Source organism: Rhizobium sp. P1_C7 (assembly GCF_056406295.1).
The window spans coordinates 164,754-182,472 of the sequence record NZ_JBFUAL010000003.1 but is presented as its reverse complement, the minus strand read 5'-3'; the positions used below and the strand labels follow the sequence as shown (position 1 = coordinate 182,472).

At 59.7% G+C, this 17,719-nt stretch carries 13 protein-coding genes; 11 read left to right on the top strand and 2 right to left on the bottom strand.

From position 1 onward, the window contains the following. Window positions 1-12: 12 nt before the first annotated feature. The 5 genes from AC1D2R_RS05915 (at window position 13) to AC1D2R_RS05895 (ending at window position 7,116) form a co-directional block, all read left to right on the top strand. A complete protein-coding gene (locus AC1D2R_RS05915) occupies window positions 13-1,221 on the top strand; it encodes a glycosyltransferase family protein (protein WP_477965708.1) in 1,209 nt (402 codons plus the stop codon). 45 nt (window positions 1,222-1,266) lie between these two features. Continuing rightward, window positions 1,267-2,514, top strand: a complete 1,248-nt coding sequence (locus AC1D2R_RS05910) for a glycosyltransferase (RefSeq protein ID WP_477966062.1) — start codon at window positions 1,267-1,269, stop codon at window positions 2,512-2,514. Next, window positions 2,496-3,644: a glycosyltransferase family protein gene (locus AC1D2R_RS05905; protein ID WP_477965706.1), complete on the top strand. Its 1,149-nt coding sequence runs from the start codon at window positions 2,496-2,498 to the stop codon at window positions 3,642-3,644. The genes AC1D2R_RS05910 and AC1D2R_RS05905 overlap by 19 nt, the downstream gene beginning before the upstream one ends. 194 nt (window positions 3,645-3,838) lie before the next feature. Next, window positions 3,839-6,553, top strand: a complete 2,715-nt coding sequence (locus AC1D2R_RS05900) for an ABC transporter transmembrane domain-containing protein (protein ID WP_477965704.1) — start codon at window positions 3,839-3,841, stop codon at window positions 6,551-6,553. A gap of 92 nt (window positions 6,554-6,645) precedes the next feature. Next, on the top strand, window positions 6,646-7,116 hold the full coding sequence (locus tag AC1D2R_RS05895; RefSeq protein WP_477965702.1) for a cyclic nucleotide-binding domain-containing protein: 471 nt from the start codon (window positions 6,646-6,648) through the stop codon (window positions 7,114-7,116). A gap of 60 nt (window positions 7,117-7,176) precedes the next feature. Here AC1D2R_RS05895 and AC1D2R_RS05890 read toward each other — a convergent pair whose 3' ends face one another. Continuing rightward, a complete protein-coding gene (locus AC1D2R_RS05890) occupies window positions 7,177-8,505 on the bottom strand; it encodes an MFS transporter (protein ID WP_477965700.1) in 1,329 nt (442 codons plus the stop codon). Window positions 8,506-8,885: 380 nt separating this feature from the next. Between AC1D2R_RS05890 and cyoA the strand changes: the two genes are divergently transcribed. From cyoA to AC1D2R_RS05865, 5 genes are read left to right on the top strand one after another with little or no spacing between them, the layout of a single operon-like run. Next, window positions 8,886-10,055 carry a ubiquinol oxidase subunit II gene (gene cyoA, locus AC1D2R_RS05885; RefSeq protein ID WP_477965698.1) on the top strand — a complete coding sequence of 390 codons (1,170 nt, stop codon included), beginning with the start codon at window positions 8,886-8,888 and terminating at the stop codon, window positions 10,053-10,055. Window positions 10,056-10,100: 45 nt separating this feature from the next. Next, a complete protein-coding gene (gene cyoB / locus AC1D2R_RS05880; RefSeq protein WP_477965696.1) occupies window positions 10,101-12,104 on the top strand; it encodes a cytochrome o ubiquinol oxidase subunit I in 2,004 nt (667 codons plus the stop codon). Between the two features lie 4 nt (window positions 12,105-12,108). Next, window positions 12,109-12,729 carry a cytochrome o ubiquinol oxidase subunit III gene (gene cyoC, locus AC1D2R_RS05875; protein ID WP_477965694.1) on the top strand — a complete coding sequence of 207 codons (621 nt, stop codon included), beginning with the start codon at window positions 12,109-12,111 and terminating at the stop codon, window positions 12,727-12,729. Next, window positions 12,726-13,127 carry a cytochrome o ubiquinol oxidase subunit IV gene (cyoD, locus tag AC1D2R_RS05870; protein ID WP_477965692.1) on the top strand — a complete coding sequence of 134 codons (402 nt, stop codon included), beginning with the start codon at window positions 12,726-12,728 and terminating at the stop codon, window positions 13,125-13,127. The genes cyoC and cyoD overlap by 4 nt, the downstream gene beginning before the upstream one ends. Window positions 13,128-13,172: 45 nt before the next feature. Further along, the gene (locus AC1D2R_RS05865) at window positions 13,173-13,928 is read left to right on the top strand and encodes an SURF1 family protein (RefSeq protein WP_477965690.1); all 756 of its coding nucleotides are present in this window, start codon (window positions 13,173-13,175) and stop codon (window positions 13,926-13,928) included. A gap of 1 nt (window position 13,929) precedes the next feature. On the opposite strand, the gene AC1D2R_RS05860 is transcribed toward AC1D2R_RS05865, so the two are convergent. Further along, a complete protein-coding gene (locus tag AC1D2R_RS05860) occupies window positions 13,930-15,336 on the bottom strand; it encodes an FAD/NAD(P)-binding protein (RefSeq protein WP_477965688.1) in 1,407 nt (468 codons plus the stop codon). A 512-nt stretch (window positions 15,337-15,848) separates the two neighbouring features. Here AC1D2R_RS05860 and AC1D2R_RS05855 point away from each other — a divergent pair. Then, window positions 15,849-17,654 carry an ABC transporter ATP-binding protein gene (locus AC1D2R_RS05855; protein WP_477966060.1) on the top strand — a complete coding sequence of 602 codons (1,806 nt, stop codon included), beginning with the start codon at window positions 15,849-15,851 and terminating at the stop codon, window positions 17,652-17,654. Window positions 17,655-17,719 lie beyond the last annotated feature (65 nt).

Genomic DNA, 17,719 nt, shown 5'->3' with positions numbered 1-17,719 from the left:
GAAGGAATGCCCATGGCACGGCGACTGGAAGATGCCCGTATCCTTATGTACAGCCACGATACCTTCGGGCTCGGTCATTTGCGCCGCTGTCGTACGATCGCCCATGCGCTGGTCGAGGATTATCGGGGTCTCAATATCCTGATCATCTCGGGCGCGACGATTGCCGGCGCGTTCGATTATCGAGCCCGCGTCGACTTCGTGAAGGTTCCGAGCGTGATCAAGCTTCGCAACGGCGAATACACGTCGCTTGCGAGCCACATCGATCTTCAGGAAACGCTGAAGATGCGGGAATCGATCATCCGCCACACGGCCGAGACGTTTCAGCCGGATATCTTCATCGTGGACAAGGAACCGATGGGCCTGAAGGGCGAGGTGGAGGACACTCTGGCCTACCTCAAATCACGCGGAACGCAGCTGGTGCTTGGCCTGCGAGAGATCATGGATGCCCCGCATCTGCTGGACGCCGAGTGGAAGAAGAACGGAATCATGCAGAAGATCGATCAATACTACGATTCGATCTGGGTTTACGGGCCGCCGGATTTCTACGATCCGCTGATCGGCCTCGACGTACCTGCGAGCGTGCGCAGGAAGATGGATTTTGTCGGCTTCCTGCAGCGTAGCGTGTCCACGAGCAAGACATCGATCAACGCCCGCAGCGACAACTATATTCTCGTGACGACCGGCGGTGGCGGAGACGGATCCGATCTGGTCCACGACGTGATGAACGCCTATGAGCAGGACGCGACCTTGCAGCAGAAGGCACTCGTCGTCCTTGGGCCATATATGCCGGCTGCCGAGCGCGGCAAGCTCGTCCAGAAAGGCGCCAAGATCCCGTATATCGAAGTGATCGAGTTCGACAACCATATGGAAGAACTGATCGCCGGTGCAACCGGGGTCGTCGCCATGGGGGGCTACAACACCTATTGTGAAATTCTGTCCTTCGACAAGCCGGCTTTGATCGTGCCGCGCGTCAAACCGCGCGAAGAGCAACTACTCCGCGCCCAGCGTGCAAGTGCACTTGGCCTGGTCGACATGCTGTTGCCCGAACAGTCCGCCGACGCGGCCGTGATGGCCGACGCGCTGAAGCGCCTCCCCCATCGCCAGCCCCCGTCGATAAGCGGCTGCACCCTGCGGCTTGAGGGCCTCAATCACATTTCGCAGACGGTTGGACACTGGCTCGATAGCCGCGGCCGGCACCTTTCCGTCGTCGGCGCAGAGTGAAGGTTCAAGCCGAGTGAAGGTCCAAGCCGAGTGAAGGTTCAGGCATTGCCGCAACGCCGGAAGATACTGGTGGTTCTGAAGGGCTACCCGCGCCTTTCGGAAACGTTCATCGCCCAGGAGCTGCTCGGGCTTGAACGAGCCGGGTTCGACCTGACCCTGATTTCGATGCGCCGTCCGACCGACAAGAAGCGGCACCCGGTGCATGACGAGATAAAGGCGCGCGTCGTATATCTGCCGGAGTATTTACACGAAGAACCGATCCGGGCGTTGAAGGGGCTTGTTTCAGGCTACCGAATGCCCGGTTTCATGGCGCTTGTGAAGCGTTTCCTCAAGGACCTGCCGCGCGATATCTCGCGAAACCGTTTCCGTCGGCTGGGCCAGGCACTGGTGCTGGCCCGCGAGTGGCCGGACGAGGGTGCGTGGCTGCATGCGCATTTCATTCACACCCCGGCTTCCGTCACCGAATATGCCAGCATCCTGACCGGGGTCCCCTGGACCTGTTCCGCGCACGCGAAGGACATCTGGACCTCGCCCGACTGGGAACTGAACGAAAAGCTCGGCAGCGCCCGCTGGACCGTGACGTGCACCAGGAGCGGATACGAGCACATGCGCACGCTGACTGCACGCAAGGAGGCGGTTCATCTGAGCTATCACGGCCTGGATCTGGCGCGATTCGGCCACTTTGCCGAGGAGAGGCCTTGTCGCAACGGCGGCGATCCGGCTGACCCCGTCTCCATTTTGAGCGTCGGCCGTGCTGTGGAAAAAAAGGGTTATGACACGCTGCTTCAGGCGCTCGCGCGCCTGCCGGCAGACTTGAACTGGCGCTTCGAGCATATCGGAGGCGGCGACGAACTACCGAAGCTGAAGGCGTTGGCGGCAACACTTGGCATTGCCGGCAAAATCACGTGGAAGGGAGCGCTCGCGCAGGAAGATGTACTCGATCACTATCGTCGATCGGACCTTTTCGCTCTCGCCTGCCGGATTGCCGCCAACGGCGATCGCGACGGGCTTCCCAATGTTCTGGTCGAGGCATCCAGTCAGCGCCTGCCCTGCATCTCCACGGCTGTCTCCGGCGTGCCCGAGCTCCTTGTAGACGGTGAAAACGGATGGCTCGTGGCGCCGGAAGATCCTGCCGCATTGGCCGCGGCACTGGAGGCCGCAATAAGGGATCCGATGCTGCGCCGGAGACTGGGCGATGCAGCGGAGCAACGGGTGCGCAAGCATTTCGACTATCAAGCCAGCATCGCGCAGCTCAGCCGACTTTTCGAAGCGGAATGGCAGAAGCCAACATGACGGCGCCGCGCGTCTTCTTTTACGTCCAGCACCTGCTCGGCATCGGCCACATCGCCCGCGCAAGCCGCATTGCCAATGCGCTCGCCGACGACGGCTTCGATGTGACGGTTGTCACCGGCGGCTTGCCCGTCCCCGGCTTTCCAGGAGACGGCATCAAGACGGTTGCGCTCCCGCCGGTTGTCGCAAGCAATGCCGGCTTCTCGGGCTTGGCCGAGGCCAATGGCATCGCTGCCGGCGAGGATTTTCTCAACCGGCGCCGCGATCTGTTATTGTCGGCGTTTTACGACGCACGACCCGACTTGGTCATGATCGAAGCGTTCCCTTTCGGACGCAGACAAATGCGCTTCGAACTGCTGCCACTCCTCGATGCGATCAAAAACGCCGATCCCCGACCGAAGCTGTTGAGCTCGGTGCGCGACATCCTTCAGGAAAACCGCAAACCCGGCCGGGACGCGGAGACCGCTGCACTTGTGCAGGATCACTTCGACGCGGTCCTGGTGCACGGCGATCCGGCTTTTGTTCGCCTGGAAGATACGTTCCCACTGACCCCGGACATTGCCAGCAAAATCATCTATACGGGCATGGTGGCGCCGTCGCCGGCTCCCGAACCTTCGGACATCTACGACATCATCGCATCCGCTGGCGGGGGTGCCGTCGGGATGGATCTTCTCGTTGCTGCCGGCCAGGCAGCTTCAATTCTTCCCCCGGATCTGCGCTGGCTGCTGATCAGCGGGCCCAATCTGCCCGAGCGCGATTTTGCCGCGCTTGCAGCCGATACGCCGCCGAACGTGACGCTCGTGCGTTTCCGCAAGGACTTCCCATCGCTCCTGCGCGGCGCGCGCGTCTCCATCTCGCAAGCGGGCTACAACACGGTGGGCGATCTCCTGAAAACCGATTGCCGCCCGATTCTGATCCCATTCGTTGCCGGTGGCGAGACCGAGCAGACCGTTCGGGCTGAGCGGTTGAAGGCCCTTGGCCTTGCCGACATCCTGCCCGAAAAGGAGCTGACGCCAGGGCTTGTGGCGGCTGCCGTCCGGACGGCCCTGGACGCGCCGGCTCGCCCCCTCGCCGCGCTCGACCTCGATGGCGCGAACAAAACAGCAGCGATCATTCGCTCGTTGGTCGGCTGAAACCCTCGCACTTTATGAAACTCCTATGATATAAAAAGATTCCCGCGAGAATCGGCGCGATGATTGCGAGCCGTTTCGCGTTGTTTTCGTTAGGGTATCCAGCGGCCCGGTTGCATGGTTCTGTTCTCGGCACTTCGTTTGCGTTCTGCGGCAGGGGTGGTGGTTATAATTTTCCCGACAATTGACGGTTAACAATGGAAAAAAGCCTCGCGCGCTACATCTGGTCGAACACGCGGCTGCAGCAACTCTGGATTTTGGCGGTCGTTGCGCTGTCAATGATACCCTATTTCCTTTCGTTCGATCTTCCCAAGCAGATCGTCAACGGTCCGATTCAGGGATCCGGATTTGAGGGCGAAGGCGCGACCCAGACCTTCATGCATCTATCCTATACCTTTCCTGTCATCGGAACGGTCGAGTTTTTTTCGGGCCTGCAACTGGACCGCCTGCAGACGCTGATGGCCCTCAGCCTGGTTTTCCTGGCACTGGTGGTATTGAACGGCCTCTTCAAATTCTACATCAACACTTACAAGGGCCGGCTCGGGGAGCGCATGCTGAGGCGGATCCGCTTTCAGCTGATCGACCGCGTCCTGCGCTTTCCCCCCAACCATTTCAAGCGCGTGAAATCGGCTGAAATCGCCACCATGATCAAGGATGAGGTGGAGCCCATGGGTGGCTTTACCGGCGATGCCTTCGTGTCTCCCGCCTTGCTCGGAGGACAGGCGCTCACCGCCCTCGTCTTCATCATCGTGCAGAATTTCTGGCTGGGAATGATCGCCGCCTCTATCGTCGGCGTTCAGGCGGTTATCATTCCGCGGATGCGAAAGCGCCTGCTCGAGCTTGGCCGCCAGCGCCAGTTGACGGCTCGCGAGCTTTCCGGGCGTGTCGGTGAAATCGTCGACGGTATCGGCACGATACACGGCAACGACACTTCGAACCTTGAGCGCGCCGACATTGCAGCCCGACTTGGCCTGATCTTCTCGATCCGCTACGACCTCTATCAGTGGAAGTTCCTCGTCAAGTTCCTGAACAATTTTCTGGCTCAGGTCACGCCTTTCCTTTTCTATGCAATCGGCGGCTATCTGGCGCTGCAGGGCCGTCTGGACATCGGCCAGCTGGTGGCCGTAATCAGCGCTTACAAAGATCTGCCCGGCCCGCTGAAGGAACTGATCGACTGGGACCAGATGCGCCAGGACGTCCAGGTAAAGTACCAGCAGGTCTACGAGCAGTTTAATGTCGAACCCCTGATAGACGAGAGGATTCACGAGGTTGCGGGCGCAGCCGTCACGCCGTTGACGTCGTCGATTGTCGTCAGCAATCTGTCCGTCAGCGACGACAGCGGTGCGCGTCTGATCGATCATATATCCGTCGAGATCAGGCCGAACGAGACGGTGGCGGTCGTCGGCCCGAATGCGAGCGGTGCAGAGGCGTTTGCCGAAGCCCTTGGGCGTCTGGTCTGGCCGGATTCCGGCCGCATCACGATCGACGGCAAGGATCTGTTCGAGCTTCCCGAATCGATCACCGGACGGCGAATTTCCTATGCATCCGCCGACATTTTTTTCTTCCAGGGCACGCTCCGCGACAACATTCTCTACGGGCTGAAGCATGCACCGCTACGCGACCCGGACTACGACGAGCAGACCGCTCTCGAAGTCAAGTGGCACGCCGCAGAAGCGCTCAAGGCCGGAAATCCGACACTCGATCCCAACAGCGACTGGGTCGACTATGGGGCGGCAGGCGCCAGCGGCCCCGACGACATTCTCAAAGCCATACGACCGGTGCTCGACGCCGTCCTCATTTCGCAGGACATTCTTGATCTGGCGCTCCGTTCGACGGTCGATACGGATGTGCATGTTACTCTCGCCGATCATATCGTCGATGTGCGAGCGGCGCTTCGCGAGCGCATGCAGCAGTCGGACCTCGGCAGTATCGTGGTGCCGTTCGACTTCGACGCCTACAATGTCCAAGCGACAGTCGGCGAGAACCTGCTGTTCGGATCCATGAAGCGGCCCGCCATGAACAACCGCCGTCTGGCCGCCCATCCGTATTTCCAGACGCTTTTCCGGGAGACCGGGCTGAGCAACGATCTCTACGCGATGGGCCTGGAGATTGCCGAAAACGCCGTCGAACTCTTCCATGACCTTCCCCCGGATCATCCCTTCTTCCAACAACTGACGTTCATGACGGCAGATGACATTCCGACCTATCAGGCACTGCTTCAGAAGCTCACGAGCCGAGAGTTCGACGACGCGACACCCGAGGAGCGCTCATCCATCATCCGGCTGAGTTTCGCCTACATCGAGCCGCGGCACCGCTTCGGTCTTCTGACCGATGAGTTGACGGCAAAGATCGTCAGCGCCCGCAAGCAGTTCCATGAGAATATTCCGGAAGATCTCGCCGCCGTGATCGAGCGCTACGATCCCGAATACTTCATCTCTTCGGCGAGCCTTATGGACAACGTACTGTTCGGCCGCATTGCCTATCAGCAAGCGGATGCGCAGTCTCGCATCCGGGCGATCATGGGAGACCTGTTCGATTCGCTGGATCTCTTCGACGACGTATTGTCGATCGGACTTGAGTTTGACGTCGGCTCCGGGGGCAAGCGTTTGACGATGGTGCAGCGGCAGAAGCTTAACCTTGCCCGCGCGCTTCTGCGACGGTCCGACTATTTCATTCTCAACCGACCGCTCTCTGCACTCGACCAGCGGGTTCAGGACCAGATCACGCACAACATCGTCCACGATCTTCACAAGGAGGGCGAGCGGCCGACAATCATCTGGGTGTTGTCGAATGCGAAGCTGGCGGAAATTTTCGATCGAATTCTACTTTTCGACCGGGGAAGCCTTGTAGAAGCGGGAAACTTTCCTGAGCTTTTAGAACAAAACGGTATGTTCAAGGAACTGTTATCGTAATATCCTATGTCTGCGGCAAAAGTGGCGTCCTTCGAGGGACGCAATGGAATTCTAGCGGGCGCACCGAATGTGCGGCAGGGATAAGTACGCTCATGCTGTTGAGAGATGAAGTCGAAATGCTGCGGCGGGTGCCGATCTTCTCCAGAATTGCGCCGGCCAAACTCAAGCTTTTGGCCTTCACTTCTGATCGCATGACCTACAATTTCGGTCAGGACCTGTTCCGGCAGGGCGATCCAGGCGACGCAGCCTATGTCGTGTTGTCCGGTACCGCCGATATCCTCGTGCATTCGCCCGCAGGCGACATCAAGGTCGCCGATGTCGAGCCCAATTCCATCGTCGGAGAAATTGCCATACTCTGCGATGTGTCGCGCACAGCCACCGTCCGCGCGACCTCACCGCTTGAGGTGTTGCGCATAAGCAAGGAGCATTTCCTGAAATTGCTCAGCGATTTTCCGGAGATGGCCGTTGAGATCATGCGCGTGCTGGCCGATCGCCTCAATCATACGACTGCCGAACTGACGGCAGCCCGGGCGGCGAAGCGACCGCAAGCAGCGGCAATGTAAGTCAGGCTTATTGCAAGAAAAAGCCCGCCGCCAGGCGGGCTTCTTGTCTTGTCCGGGGGATCAATCGCGCTGTTCGAGCGCCTTGCTGAACGCCAGCGCCGCCAGTGTGCAGATCGCACCTGAGAGCAGGTAGTACCCGACGAATGTCAGACCAAAGCGGCTGGACAGACTGAGCGCCACCAGCGGCGCAAAACCCGCACCGACGAGCCACGCGAGATCCGATGTGAATGCCGCACCAGTGTAGCGGTAACCGCGGCCGAAGCGCGAGGAGATCGATCCGGTGGCCTGACCAAAGGAAAGGCCGAGAACACCGAAGCCGATGATCACGAAGGCATCCTGTCCCTCGGACCCCGCACCGATCAGAATGGGCCCGATGAAGCTGAAGATCGCGATCAGGATAGCACAGGCCGCCAGCTGGCCGCGCCTGCCGATACGGTCGGCAATCATGCCTGACGCGACGATCGCAATGAGACCCACCACTGCTCCAATGATCTGGACCACCATGAAGGCGCCGATCGGCTGGCTGCCGTAGAGGCTCATCCAGCCGAGCGGGAAGATCGTGACCAGGTGAAACATCGCAAAGCTTGCCAGCGGTACGAAGGCGCCGATCAGAATATCCCAGCCATGAACACGCAACACATCCCGGATGGGCGCGGCCTCAAGCTCGTGCCGCTCCAGGGCCGTACCGAATTCGGTAGTCATGACGAGGCGAAGACGGGCGAAAAGCGCTACCACATTGATCGCGAAAGCGACGAAGAAGGGGTAGCGCCAGCCCCAGCTCAGAAAATCCTCTGCTGACAGGTTGGCGATGAAATAGCCGAACAGAGCGCTCGCGAGCGCAAAGCCGATCGGCGCGCCGAGCTGCGGGATCATGGCATACCAGCCGCGATGATTCTTTGGCGCGTTGAGCGCCAGGAGCGAGGCCAGCCCGTCCCACGCGCCACCAAGCGCAAAGCCCTGCCCCAGTCGAAAGAGCGAGAGCAGCAAGATCGACCAGACCCCGATCTCATTATATCCCGGCAGGAATGCAATGGACGCGGTCGACCCACCGAGCAGGAACAGGGCGATGGTGAGTTTTGTGCCGCGGCCATACAATCGGTCGATGGTCATGAAAACAACCGAACCGACAGGCCGGGCGAGGAAAGCGAGCGAGAAAATCGCGAACGAATAAAGCGTCGCCGTCAACCGGTCGGGTGCGAATGGGAAAACGAGCTGTGGAAAGACCAGTACCGAGGCAAGGCCATAGACAAAGAAATCGAAAAACTCCGACATGCGCCCGATGACGACGCCAATGGCGATACTGCCGGGCGATACCGGTTTGTCTGCATGAATTTGTCTTGCGTCGCGTTCCATCGACGTGGACGACGGTCCATGTGTTGCATTAGCCATTCAACGCCTCCCTCATTGAGACGCTTGCGGCAAAGCGCCTCACACCGATCTTGGACTAACCGTCATGCTTATCAAGTCTGAGGGACGTAAATAGTTCACCATCGGCCACTCAAAATCTCATGTGGATGAAAAATCGCGCGGAGGGCGGCGTAATTCGTCCCTGAGATGGTGGTCGTTGTCGATCGCCCGGATATATTAGCCTTTCAAACTATCACCGCCGCCGTAAATCCTTCAGTTTCACATCAGGATTTTGACATCCGGCAGCGTCTGTTTTATCCCGCAGTGCGGCAATTCTGCTGCACTGCGACCAAACACCTCATGTTGCTACCAGTTACAGTGCTTTAGTCGCGGTTTGGACGAAACAACAAGAGCATAGAGACGTGCAAAAACTGCCGAAGTTTTCCCGCCATCTCCTCATCTTGCCGCTGCTTCTGACGCTGGCAGGATGCAATCTGGTGGTCATGGCGCCCTCGGGCGACATTGCCGTGCAACAGCGCGACCTCATCATCGTGTCGACGGCGCTGATGCTGCTGATCATCATTCCGGTTATCTTTCTGACGCTGTTTTTTGCCTGGCGCTACCGTCGGTCAAACACGGCCGCGACCTACGATCCCGAGTGGCATCACTCGACCCGGCTCGAAGTGGTCATCTGGTCTGCGCCGCTGGCGATCATCATCGCGCTTGGCGCCATCACCTGGATCAGCACCCACAAGCTCGACCCCTATCGTCCGCTTGACCGGCTTGATGGCGAGCGCAGCATTCCTGCCGACGTCAAGCCTCTCACGGTCCAGGTTGTGGCGCTCGACTGGAAATGGCTGTTCTTCTATCCCGACCTCGGCATCGCCACCGTCAATGAACTGGCCGCACCGGTTGATGTTCCGATCAACTTCCAGATCACGTCGTCTTCGGTGATGAACTCGTTCTACGTTCCGGCATTGGCCGGTCAGATCTATGCGATGCCGGGCATGCAGACGAAACTGCATGCGGTGATCAACGAGGAAGGCGTGTTCGACGGCTTTTCCGCGAACTACAGCGGCGCCGGCTTCTCGCACATGCGCTTCAAGTTCCACGGCTTGAACGCTCAGGGTTTCGATGCCTGGGTGGCGCAGGTCAAGGCTCAGGGCACGGCCCTGAATCGCGACGCCTACCTGAAGCTGGAGCGCCCCAGCGAGCGCGAGCCGGTCCGCTACTTTGCGTCGGCCGACAAGGACCTCTTCAATGCGATCCTCAACATGTGTGCCACGCCCGGCAAGATGTGCATGAGCGAAATGATGCACATCGACATGATGGGCGGGGGCGGTAAGGAAAGCGCCGAAAATCGCGAGAAGCTGAAATACGACGATCGTCATGCCGACGGCAACGAAGGCACCCACGGCGCGCCTGCTCCAGGTGGCGAAGACCATGTGGACACCGAGGCGCCTGCCACAGGCGACGCCAGCCAGGCCGACGACATGCAAAACATGCCGGGCATGCAGCATGACGGGCACAACATGCCCGGGATGGATCACGGCACCGGCGATCAATCTCCTGCGCAGCAGAGCGACAACTAGACCTGGCGCTTTGCGTCGATAAGACATCAATGAACGGGTTATTCCATGTTTTCCAATCCTGACCTCCTGAAGTTCATCTTCGGTCGGTTGACCCTAGAGGCAATCCCCTATCACGAGCCGATTCTCGTCGCGACCTTCGCGGCCGTGGCGCTTGGGGGCATCGCTCTTTTGGGCGTCGTTACCTATTTCAAGCTCTGGGGTTATCTCTGGCGCGATTGGCTGACCAGCGTCGATCACAAGAAGATCGGCATCATGTATGTCATCCTGGCGCTGATCATGCTGCTGCGCGGCTTTTCCGACGCCATCATGATGCGTCTGCAGCAGGCAATGGCCTTCAACGGTTCGGCGGGCTATCTGCCGCCACATCACTACGACCAGGTCTTCACCGCGCACGGCGTCATCATGATCTTCTTCATGGCGATGCCCTTCGTGACGGGCCTGATGAACTTCGTCGTGCCTATGCAGATCGGCGCGCGCGACGTTTCCTTCCCGTTCCTGAACAATTTCTCCTTCTGGATGACGGCTGCCGGCGCGATCATCATCATGATTTCGCTCTTCGTCGGGGAATTCGCGCAGACCGGGTGGCTTGCCTATCCGCCGCTCTCGGGCTCGGACTACAGTCCAGGCGTCGGCGTGGACTACTATATCTGGGGCCTGCAGGTGGCGGGTATCGGCACCACGCTCTCGGGCATCAACCTGATCGCGACGATCGTCAAGATGCGCGCCCCCGGCATGACGTTGATGAAGATGCCTATCTTCACCTGGACGTCGCTCTGCACCAACATCCTGATCGTTGCCAGCTTTCCGATCCTGACAGCCACACTGGCGCTGCTCTCGCTCGACCGCTACGCCGGCACGAACTTCTTCACCAACGACCTTGGTGGAAATCCGATGATGTATGTCAACCTCATCTGGATCTGGGGTCACCCGGAAGTCTATATCCTCGTGCTGCCGGCTTTCGGCATTTTCTCGGAGGTCGTCGCAACCTTCTGCGGCAAGCGCCTCTTCGGCTACGCATCGATGGTCTATGCGACGGTGGTCATCACCATCCTCTCCTACCTCGTCTGGCTGCACCACTTCTTCACGATGGGTTCGGGTGCGAGCGTCAACTCGTTCTTCGGCATCACAACGATGATCATCTCGATCCCGACAGGGGCAAAGATGTTCAACTGGCTGTTTACCATGTACCGCGGCCGTATCCGCTATGAAGTGCCGATGCTGTGGACAATGGGCTTCATGGTCACCTTCGTTATCGGCGGCATGACCGGTGTCCTGCTGGCGGTTCCGCCCGCGGACTTCGTGCTCCACAACTCGCTGTTCCTGATCGCCCACTTCCACAACGTCATCATCGGCGGCGTGGTCTTCGGCCTGATGGCCGGCGTTACCTACTGGTTCCCGAAGGCCTTCGGCTACAAGCTCGATCCGTTCTGGGGCAAAATGTCGTTCTGGTTCTGGCTGATCGGATTCTACTTCGCCTTCATGCCACTCTACGTGCTCGGGCTAATGGGGGTCACCCGCCGCGTGTCGCAGTTCGAAGACCCGTCGCTGCAGATCTGGTTCATCATCGCTGCCTTCGGTGCTTTCCTGATCGCGCTCGGCATCGCCTCGTTCCTGATCCAGCTCTTTGTCAGCTACCGGAAGCGGGACCAGTTGCGCGACGTGAGCGGCGATCCCTGGGATGCGCGTACACTGGAGTGGTCGACCTCGTCGCCGCCGCCCGAGTACAACTTCGCCTTCACCCCGGTCGTCCACGATCATGACTCCTGGTACGACATGAAGGCACGCGGCTATGCGCGCCCGCTGGAAGGCTTCAAGCCTATCCATATGCCGAAGAACACCGGCACCGGGGTCATTCTCGGGGCGATCAGCGTCATCTTCGCATTCGCCATGATCTGGTACATCTGGTGGCTCGTGGCGGTTTCCTTCATCGCAATGATCGCCATCTCGATCGGCCATACTTTCAACTACAATCGCGACTTCTACATCCCAGCTGAAGAGGTCACGGAAACGGAAGGCAAGCGCACCGCAATGCTTGCAAAGCAGGTGTAGGACCATGAGCGAGATGACAATCGACAAGGCCGCCAAGCCTGAATTCTACATGACGGAAGAGCACCATCCGGAAGGCAGCACGATGCTTGGCTTCTGGCTCTACCTGATGAGCGACTGCCTGATCTTCGCAATTCTCTTTGCGACCCACGCCGTTCTCGGCCGCAACTATGCAGCCGGTCCGTCGCCCTCTGATCTCTTCGATCTGCGGCTGGTGGCCATCAACACCTCCATGCTGCTCTTTTCATCCATCACCTATGGCTTTGCCATGCTGCAGATGGAGCGGCAGAAGAAAGCTGAGACCCTGTTCTGGCTGGCCGTCACCGGCCTGTTCGGCGCCGCCTTCCTCGGTCTCGAACTCTATGAGTTCGCACATTTGATCCACGAAGGTGCCGGCCCGTGGCGCAGCGCGTTCCTCTCCAGCTTCTTTACGCTGGTCGGCACGCATGGTCTGCACGTCACCTTCGGCATTATCTGGCTGGTGACGCTGATGGTGCAGGTGTCGATGCACGGCCTGATCCCGGCAAACCGCCGTCGTCTCATGTGCCTTTCTATGTTCTGGCACTTCCTCGACGTCGTCTGGATCGGCGTCTTTTCCGTTGTCTATCTTTTGGGAGTTCTCGGATGAGTTCGCACGCACCAGCACACGAGGACGCTCACGAAGCCCATCATGGTCACAGCCACGGGCACGAGGCAGCCCACGGCACCTTCAAGAGCTACGTGATCGGCTTTGTCCTGTCTGTCATCCTGACCGCCATTCCGTTCTGGCTGGTCATGGCAGACGTCGTCGACAGCCATGCCGTCACCGCCGCCTTGATCATGGGGTTCGCGGTCGTGCAGATCGTGGTCCACATGATCTTCTTCCTGCACATGAACCCACGCTCGGAAGGCGGGTGGACGATGATGGCGCTGATATTTACCCTGCTCATCGTTGCCATTGCCCTTTCGGGCTCGCTCTGGGTCATGCATCATCTGAATACCAACATGATGCCGATGAGCCCTGAAATGATGAAAAACATGCCGTAACAGGCGGACGGGCGGTGATAGCGCCGCCCGCAACGGTTTTTGGCCATGAGCAGCGCTTCTCCCGATAGAATCCATCGACAGCATTCGGCGGCCGGATTGACGATCTTCTGCGGCTCGATGGTGCTATTGATCGGTGCGCTGCTGGCGCTCGGTGTTTGGCAGGTGGAGCGACTGTCCTGGAAACGGGATCTCATCGCCCGGGTCGATCAGCGTGTTCATGCAGAGCCCTCACCTGCGCCGACGCGCGCCGCATGGAGCCGGGTGAACCGGCCGGACGACGAGTATCGTCGCGTCACAGCAGAGGGAACCTTGCAGAACGACCTGGAAACACTGGTCTACGCCTCTACCGCGCTCGGACCGGGCTACTGGGTGATAACGCCGCTTGCGCTTGCCGACGGCACGTCCGTCCTGATCAATCGCGGCTTTGTGCCAACTGAAAAGCGCGATCCGACCACCCGCCTTGACGGCCAGATTTCAGGACCCGTGAGCATCACTGGACTGCTGCGCCTGACCGAGCCGAAGGGTACGCTGATCAAGAAGAACGATCCGGCAGGCGGTCGCTGGTATTCGCGCGATACGGCAGCGATCGCGCAACAGCGCGGCATTGCCGACATTGCGCCCTACTTTATCGATGCCGACGGGACGCCGAACCCGGGCGGCATGCCGACGGGCGGACTGACGCAGATCGCCTTTCCCAACAATCATCTCGTCTATGCGATCACCTGGTTCGTCCTTGCCGCCATGGCGCTCGGGCTGCTGGTTATCGTGGTCCGCGTCGAAAGGAGGGTGCGACGGGCCTGAATTACACGGCCTTGCACTTCGGATAGAAGCGCTCCCCCACATGCTCAGCGGCAGCATAGGCCTGGCTGACGATTTCGGGGACGAGGTCTATATCTGGCAGGCTGCCAAGGCCAAGCGGGCCAACCGCAAAGAGCCCGTCGACGATCCTTCCATCCTCCAGGCAAATCTGACCGCGCTGATCGACAGCAAGGCCGAGCGACAATTCGTCCGGCTGAGCGAGCCCCTGGTCGAGAAGGCTCTGAAGGAGCGGAGAGGCGAGCGCCGGCGCCCGGCAGCGGCAATCGACGATACGCTCGGCATGAATGACATCATCGGCGTGGGAACCGGCGGGCCTGAAGAAGATGCCGCTCAATCCCCGCCTTCCGGCGATACCGCGCCGCAAGACCGTGTTGCCGCCGGAAAGTTCGGCCTTGAGGCGCGCATGCATGGCCTCGGGCAGGCGGTTGCGATGGCTGTCATAGATCGACCTGAGGTGCCGGTTGAACTGATGCTTCTGATGCGCCGGCAGCGAGCGCCAGAGGGAGCGTGCATGCTTGCGCAGGCCGTTCATCACCGACTGCCAGCTGCGCCCCTCCTCTTCCGCTTCTCGGCAGGCCATGCGGATAAAGCGTAAGATATCCGGCAGGCTTTGCGGCAATGCCTCGGCAGGGAAAACAGGATCGGCCGAATTGGGCGTGTGGCTCTGTGGCAGGAAGCCATGCCGCGAGAGGATCGTGATTTGGCCCATATAGCCTGCATCGCGCAACTGCAGCAGCTGGTCCACGACCCTGATGCCGCTGCCGAGGAGAACCGTATGAGGGCGCGCGACGAGACGCTGGGCCCTGACCGGTGGCACCTCCTGTTGCGGAGCGTCTGCCTCGGGCAGGCCGTAACCCGTCGCAAAAATCACGGTGTCGAACAGGGGATTGGCAGGATTGGCGCTTTCGAGAAGATAGCGGTTGCCGTGACTTTTGCGGATTGCAACGACGGGCTCATGGCAGACCTGAACGGTGATGTCCTTGCGGACGGACAGTGCTTGGGAAAAGCGCTGGTAGACATAATCGCTGAAAATTTCCTTCGGCACGAATATCTGGCGAAAGCCCGGGATCGCGGCAGGCACGGCTGCCCGGAATTCCGCGTTGCTACAGAGCCAGTCGTTGAAATCGTCCGTATCGCCTGTTTCGACCGACAGGTCGCGGACACGGGTATTCAAGATGGTAGACGAGCGGGCTGACGAGAGCGCCTGTCCGCCGCTAACTGTAGAATTCGGATCGAAGAGCTGCATGTGAAAGGGCATACGCACGGTCTTCATCAGTGCAATTGCCATCATCATCCCGGAAAAGCCGCGCCCCACGATGGCAATGCGCGGCACGGCCGAGATGTGCGCCGCCGTGTTCGACTTCGACGAAAAGAGTCCCTGAACCGTCATCTCAACTCCCTTGCGGCTCATCCGCACCGTGTCTCGATCATGGTTTCAACGCGGGACGTACAGATCGCGCGTTGAGCAGGTTCATGCGGCTTTCCCGAGCTCGCGTGCCGCAAATCGTGAGCTCACTGCGCAGGTCGCATCGAGCTCTCTGATTAAAGGATAGTCTATCAATCTGGTCGTGTATCAAAAACCCAAAACGGAATTTAGGCAAGCCTTTTGTTCCGCGGCGGGCACCAATACCTCTTTAAGAAGTTGAATATTAACGACTATTATCGCCGACAACGGCATGGCGTGGGCAGGTGCATGCCCTGGTTTCCGTACTCACGATAAAATAACCAACTGGTGAATTCTTTACTTGAAGCCCAAACCGGAATCAGCAAAACTAAGCGTACTAATCAATCCCTCCCTGGATTCTCCGTCTTTTCGGACCGGCGTCCGACCCGCACATCTGTTTTGGAAATCATACCGTGAGCAGCGATGCTTTAACACGCGCGACGAAGCCCTCGGCCTCGATGGCGAGGGCGACCGCAGCAGGCTGGGGCAAAGGCCTCTCCACTCTGGTCCGCATTACCGTCATGGCGTTCCGCCATCCCTGGCAATCTGGTTTCGCCATCGGCGCAACCCTTGTCGCGTCGACCTTCCAGCTGATGATCCCGCGCCTGCTCGGTCGGGCGGTCGATCACACGCAGGTGGCAATGGAAGGGGGGCAGGCGGGCCAGCTTGCCCAGGACGCGCTTCTGACCACGGCGCTCATGCTGCTCGGAGCAAGCGTGCTGCGCGGGCTCTTCACAATGGTCCAGAACTACTACAGCGAGAGCGTCGGCCACCATATGGGCTACGAGCTGCGCCTTGCCTGCTACGAAAAGATCCAGCGGCTCTCATTCAGCTTTCATGACAGCGTCCACTCCGGCGATCTGATCACCGTCGGCCTGCTGGATCTCGAAGGCGTGCGAATGTATTTTTCCACGGCCCTCGTACGAATGATCCTGCTGGCCATGCTGATCGGTATCGGCGCCTACATGCTGCTGTCCACCGATGTTGCACTCGGCCTGCTGGCACTCAGTTTCGTCCCCTTCGTCGCCTGGCGGTCCTCTGCCACCCAGCTTCGACTGCGCGCCACCTGGCTCGATCTGCAGGAGCGCCTGTCTGTGCTGACGCGCATCATGGAGGAAAACCTCGGCGGCATCCGCGTCGTGCGGGCATTCGCCGCGCAGGCGCACGAAATGATGAAATTCGAGACCGCCTCGAACAATGCCCTGACACTTGCCCACCAGCGCGTCGGTATTCGCGTGGTCAATACCAGCGCCATGACCTTCTCCTTCTTTGCGTCGATGGGCCTGGTGCTATGGGTCGGTGGCGGAAAGGTGATGTCGGGGGAGATTACGGTCGGAACACTGGCCTCCTTCCTCACCTTCATGACGATCCTCCAGATGCCGGTGCGTCAGCTTGGTCTGATGGTCAACGCCTTTGCCCGCGCCTCGACCTGCGGCACGCGCCTCTTCAATCTCCTGGACCTCGAAATCGCCGTTCGCGATTCGCCGGACGCCGATGACTTGGTGGTCACCGAAGGCACGCTACGGTTCGAGAATGTAAACTTCGCCTATCCAAGCTCACCGATGCACGACGTGTTATCAGGTGTGTCCTTCGAGGCCAGGCGCGGCGAGACGATCGGCATCGTCGGCCCTCCGGGCAGCGGCAAGTCGACCCTCGCCCATCTGATCCCACGCTTCTATGACGTGACGAAGGGCATGATCACGATCGACGGGCAGGATATCCGCAAGGCTACACTGCGGTCGCTCCGCCGCTCCGTCGCCGTCGTTCAGCAGGACTCTTTCCTGTTCACGACAACGATCGAGAACAACATCGCCTACGGCGACCCGTGGGCGAAGGAGGGCCGCATCGAGCGAGCCAGCGAAAGCGCGCAGCTGCACAACTACGTTCTCGGCCTGCCAATCGGCTACGGCACCGTCGTCGGCGAGCGCGGAGTGTCGCTCTCGGGGGGCCAGCGGCAACGACTGTCTATTGCGCGGGCGCTGATGCTGAAGCCGGCCGTTATCGTCTTCGATGATTCGACGGCCGCGATCGACGCCGCCACCGAGCAGCGTATCCGCGCCGCCATGCGCAAATACTCGGCCGACCGGGTGACCATCATCGTCGCTCATCGCCTAAGCTCCCTGATGCATGCCGACCAGATCCTGTTCGTTGAAAACGGAGAGATCGTGGAACGCGGCACTCACGAAGCGTTGCTGGCTGCAGGCGGTCGGTACAAGGCGCTCTACGATCTGCAGGTGCGACCAGACGACGTGCTCACCGCCTAGAGCACGAATACCGATGCTCTAATTGTTTGGTTTAGAGCGGATCCAGATTTCTGGTCGGTCTGATT

Coding starts and splice junctions, on each gene's coding strand:
- cyoC (WP_477965694.1), top strand. CDS start 12,109: ATGAGCGAGATGACAATCGACAAGGCCGCCAAGCCTGAATTCTACATG.
- AC1D2R_RS05895 (WP_477965702.1), top strand. CDS start 6,646: ATGCTGTTGAGAGATGAAGTCGAAATGCTGCGGCGGGTGCCGATCTTC.
- AC1D2R_RS05890 (WP_477965700.1), bottom strand. CDS start 8,505: ATGGCTAATGCAACACATGGACCGTCGTCCACGTCGATGGAACGCGAC.
- AC1D2R_RS05915 (WP_477965708.1), top strand. CDS start 13: ATGGCACGGCGACTGGAAGATGCCCGTATCCTTATGTACAGCCACGAT.
- cyoD (WP_477965692.1), top strand. CDS start 12,726: ATGAGTTCGCACGCACCAGCACACGAGGACGCTCACGAAGCCCATCAT.
- AC1D2R_RS05905 (WP_477965706.1), top strand. CDS start 2,496: ATGGCAGAAGCCAACATGACGGCGCCGCGCGTCTTCTTTTACGTCCAG.
- AC1D2R_RS05860 (WP_477965688.1), bottom strand. CDS start 15,336: ATGACGGTTCAGGGACTCTTTTCGTCGAAGTCGAACACGGCGGCGCAC.
- AC1D2R_RS05865 (WP_477965690.1), top strand. CDS start 13,173: ATGAGCAGCGCTTCTCCCGATAGAATCCATCGACAGCATTCGGCGGCC.
- cyoB (WP_477965696.1), top strand. CDS start 10,101: ATGTTTTCCAATCCTGACCTCCTGAAGTTCATCTTCGGTCGGTTGACC.
- AC1D2R_RS05900 (WP_477965704.1), top strand. CDS start 3,839: ATGGAAAAAAGCCTCGCGCGCTACATCTGGTCGAACACGCGGCTGCAG.
- AC1D2R_RS05855 (WP_477966060.1), top strand. CDS start 15,849: ATGGCGAGGGCGACCGCAGCAGGCTGGGGCAAAGGCCTCTCCACTCTG.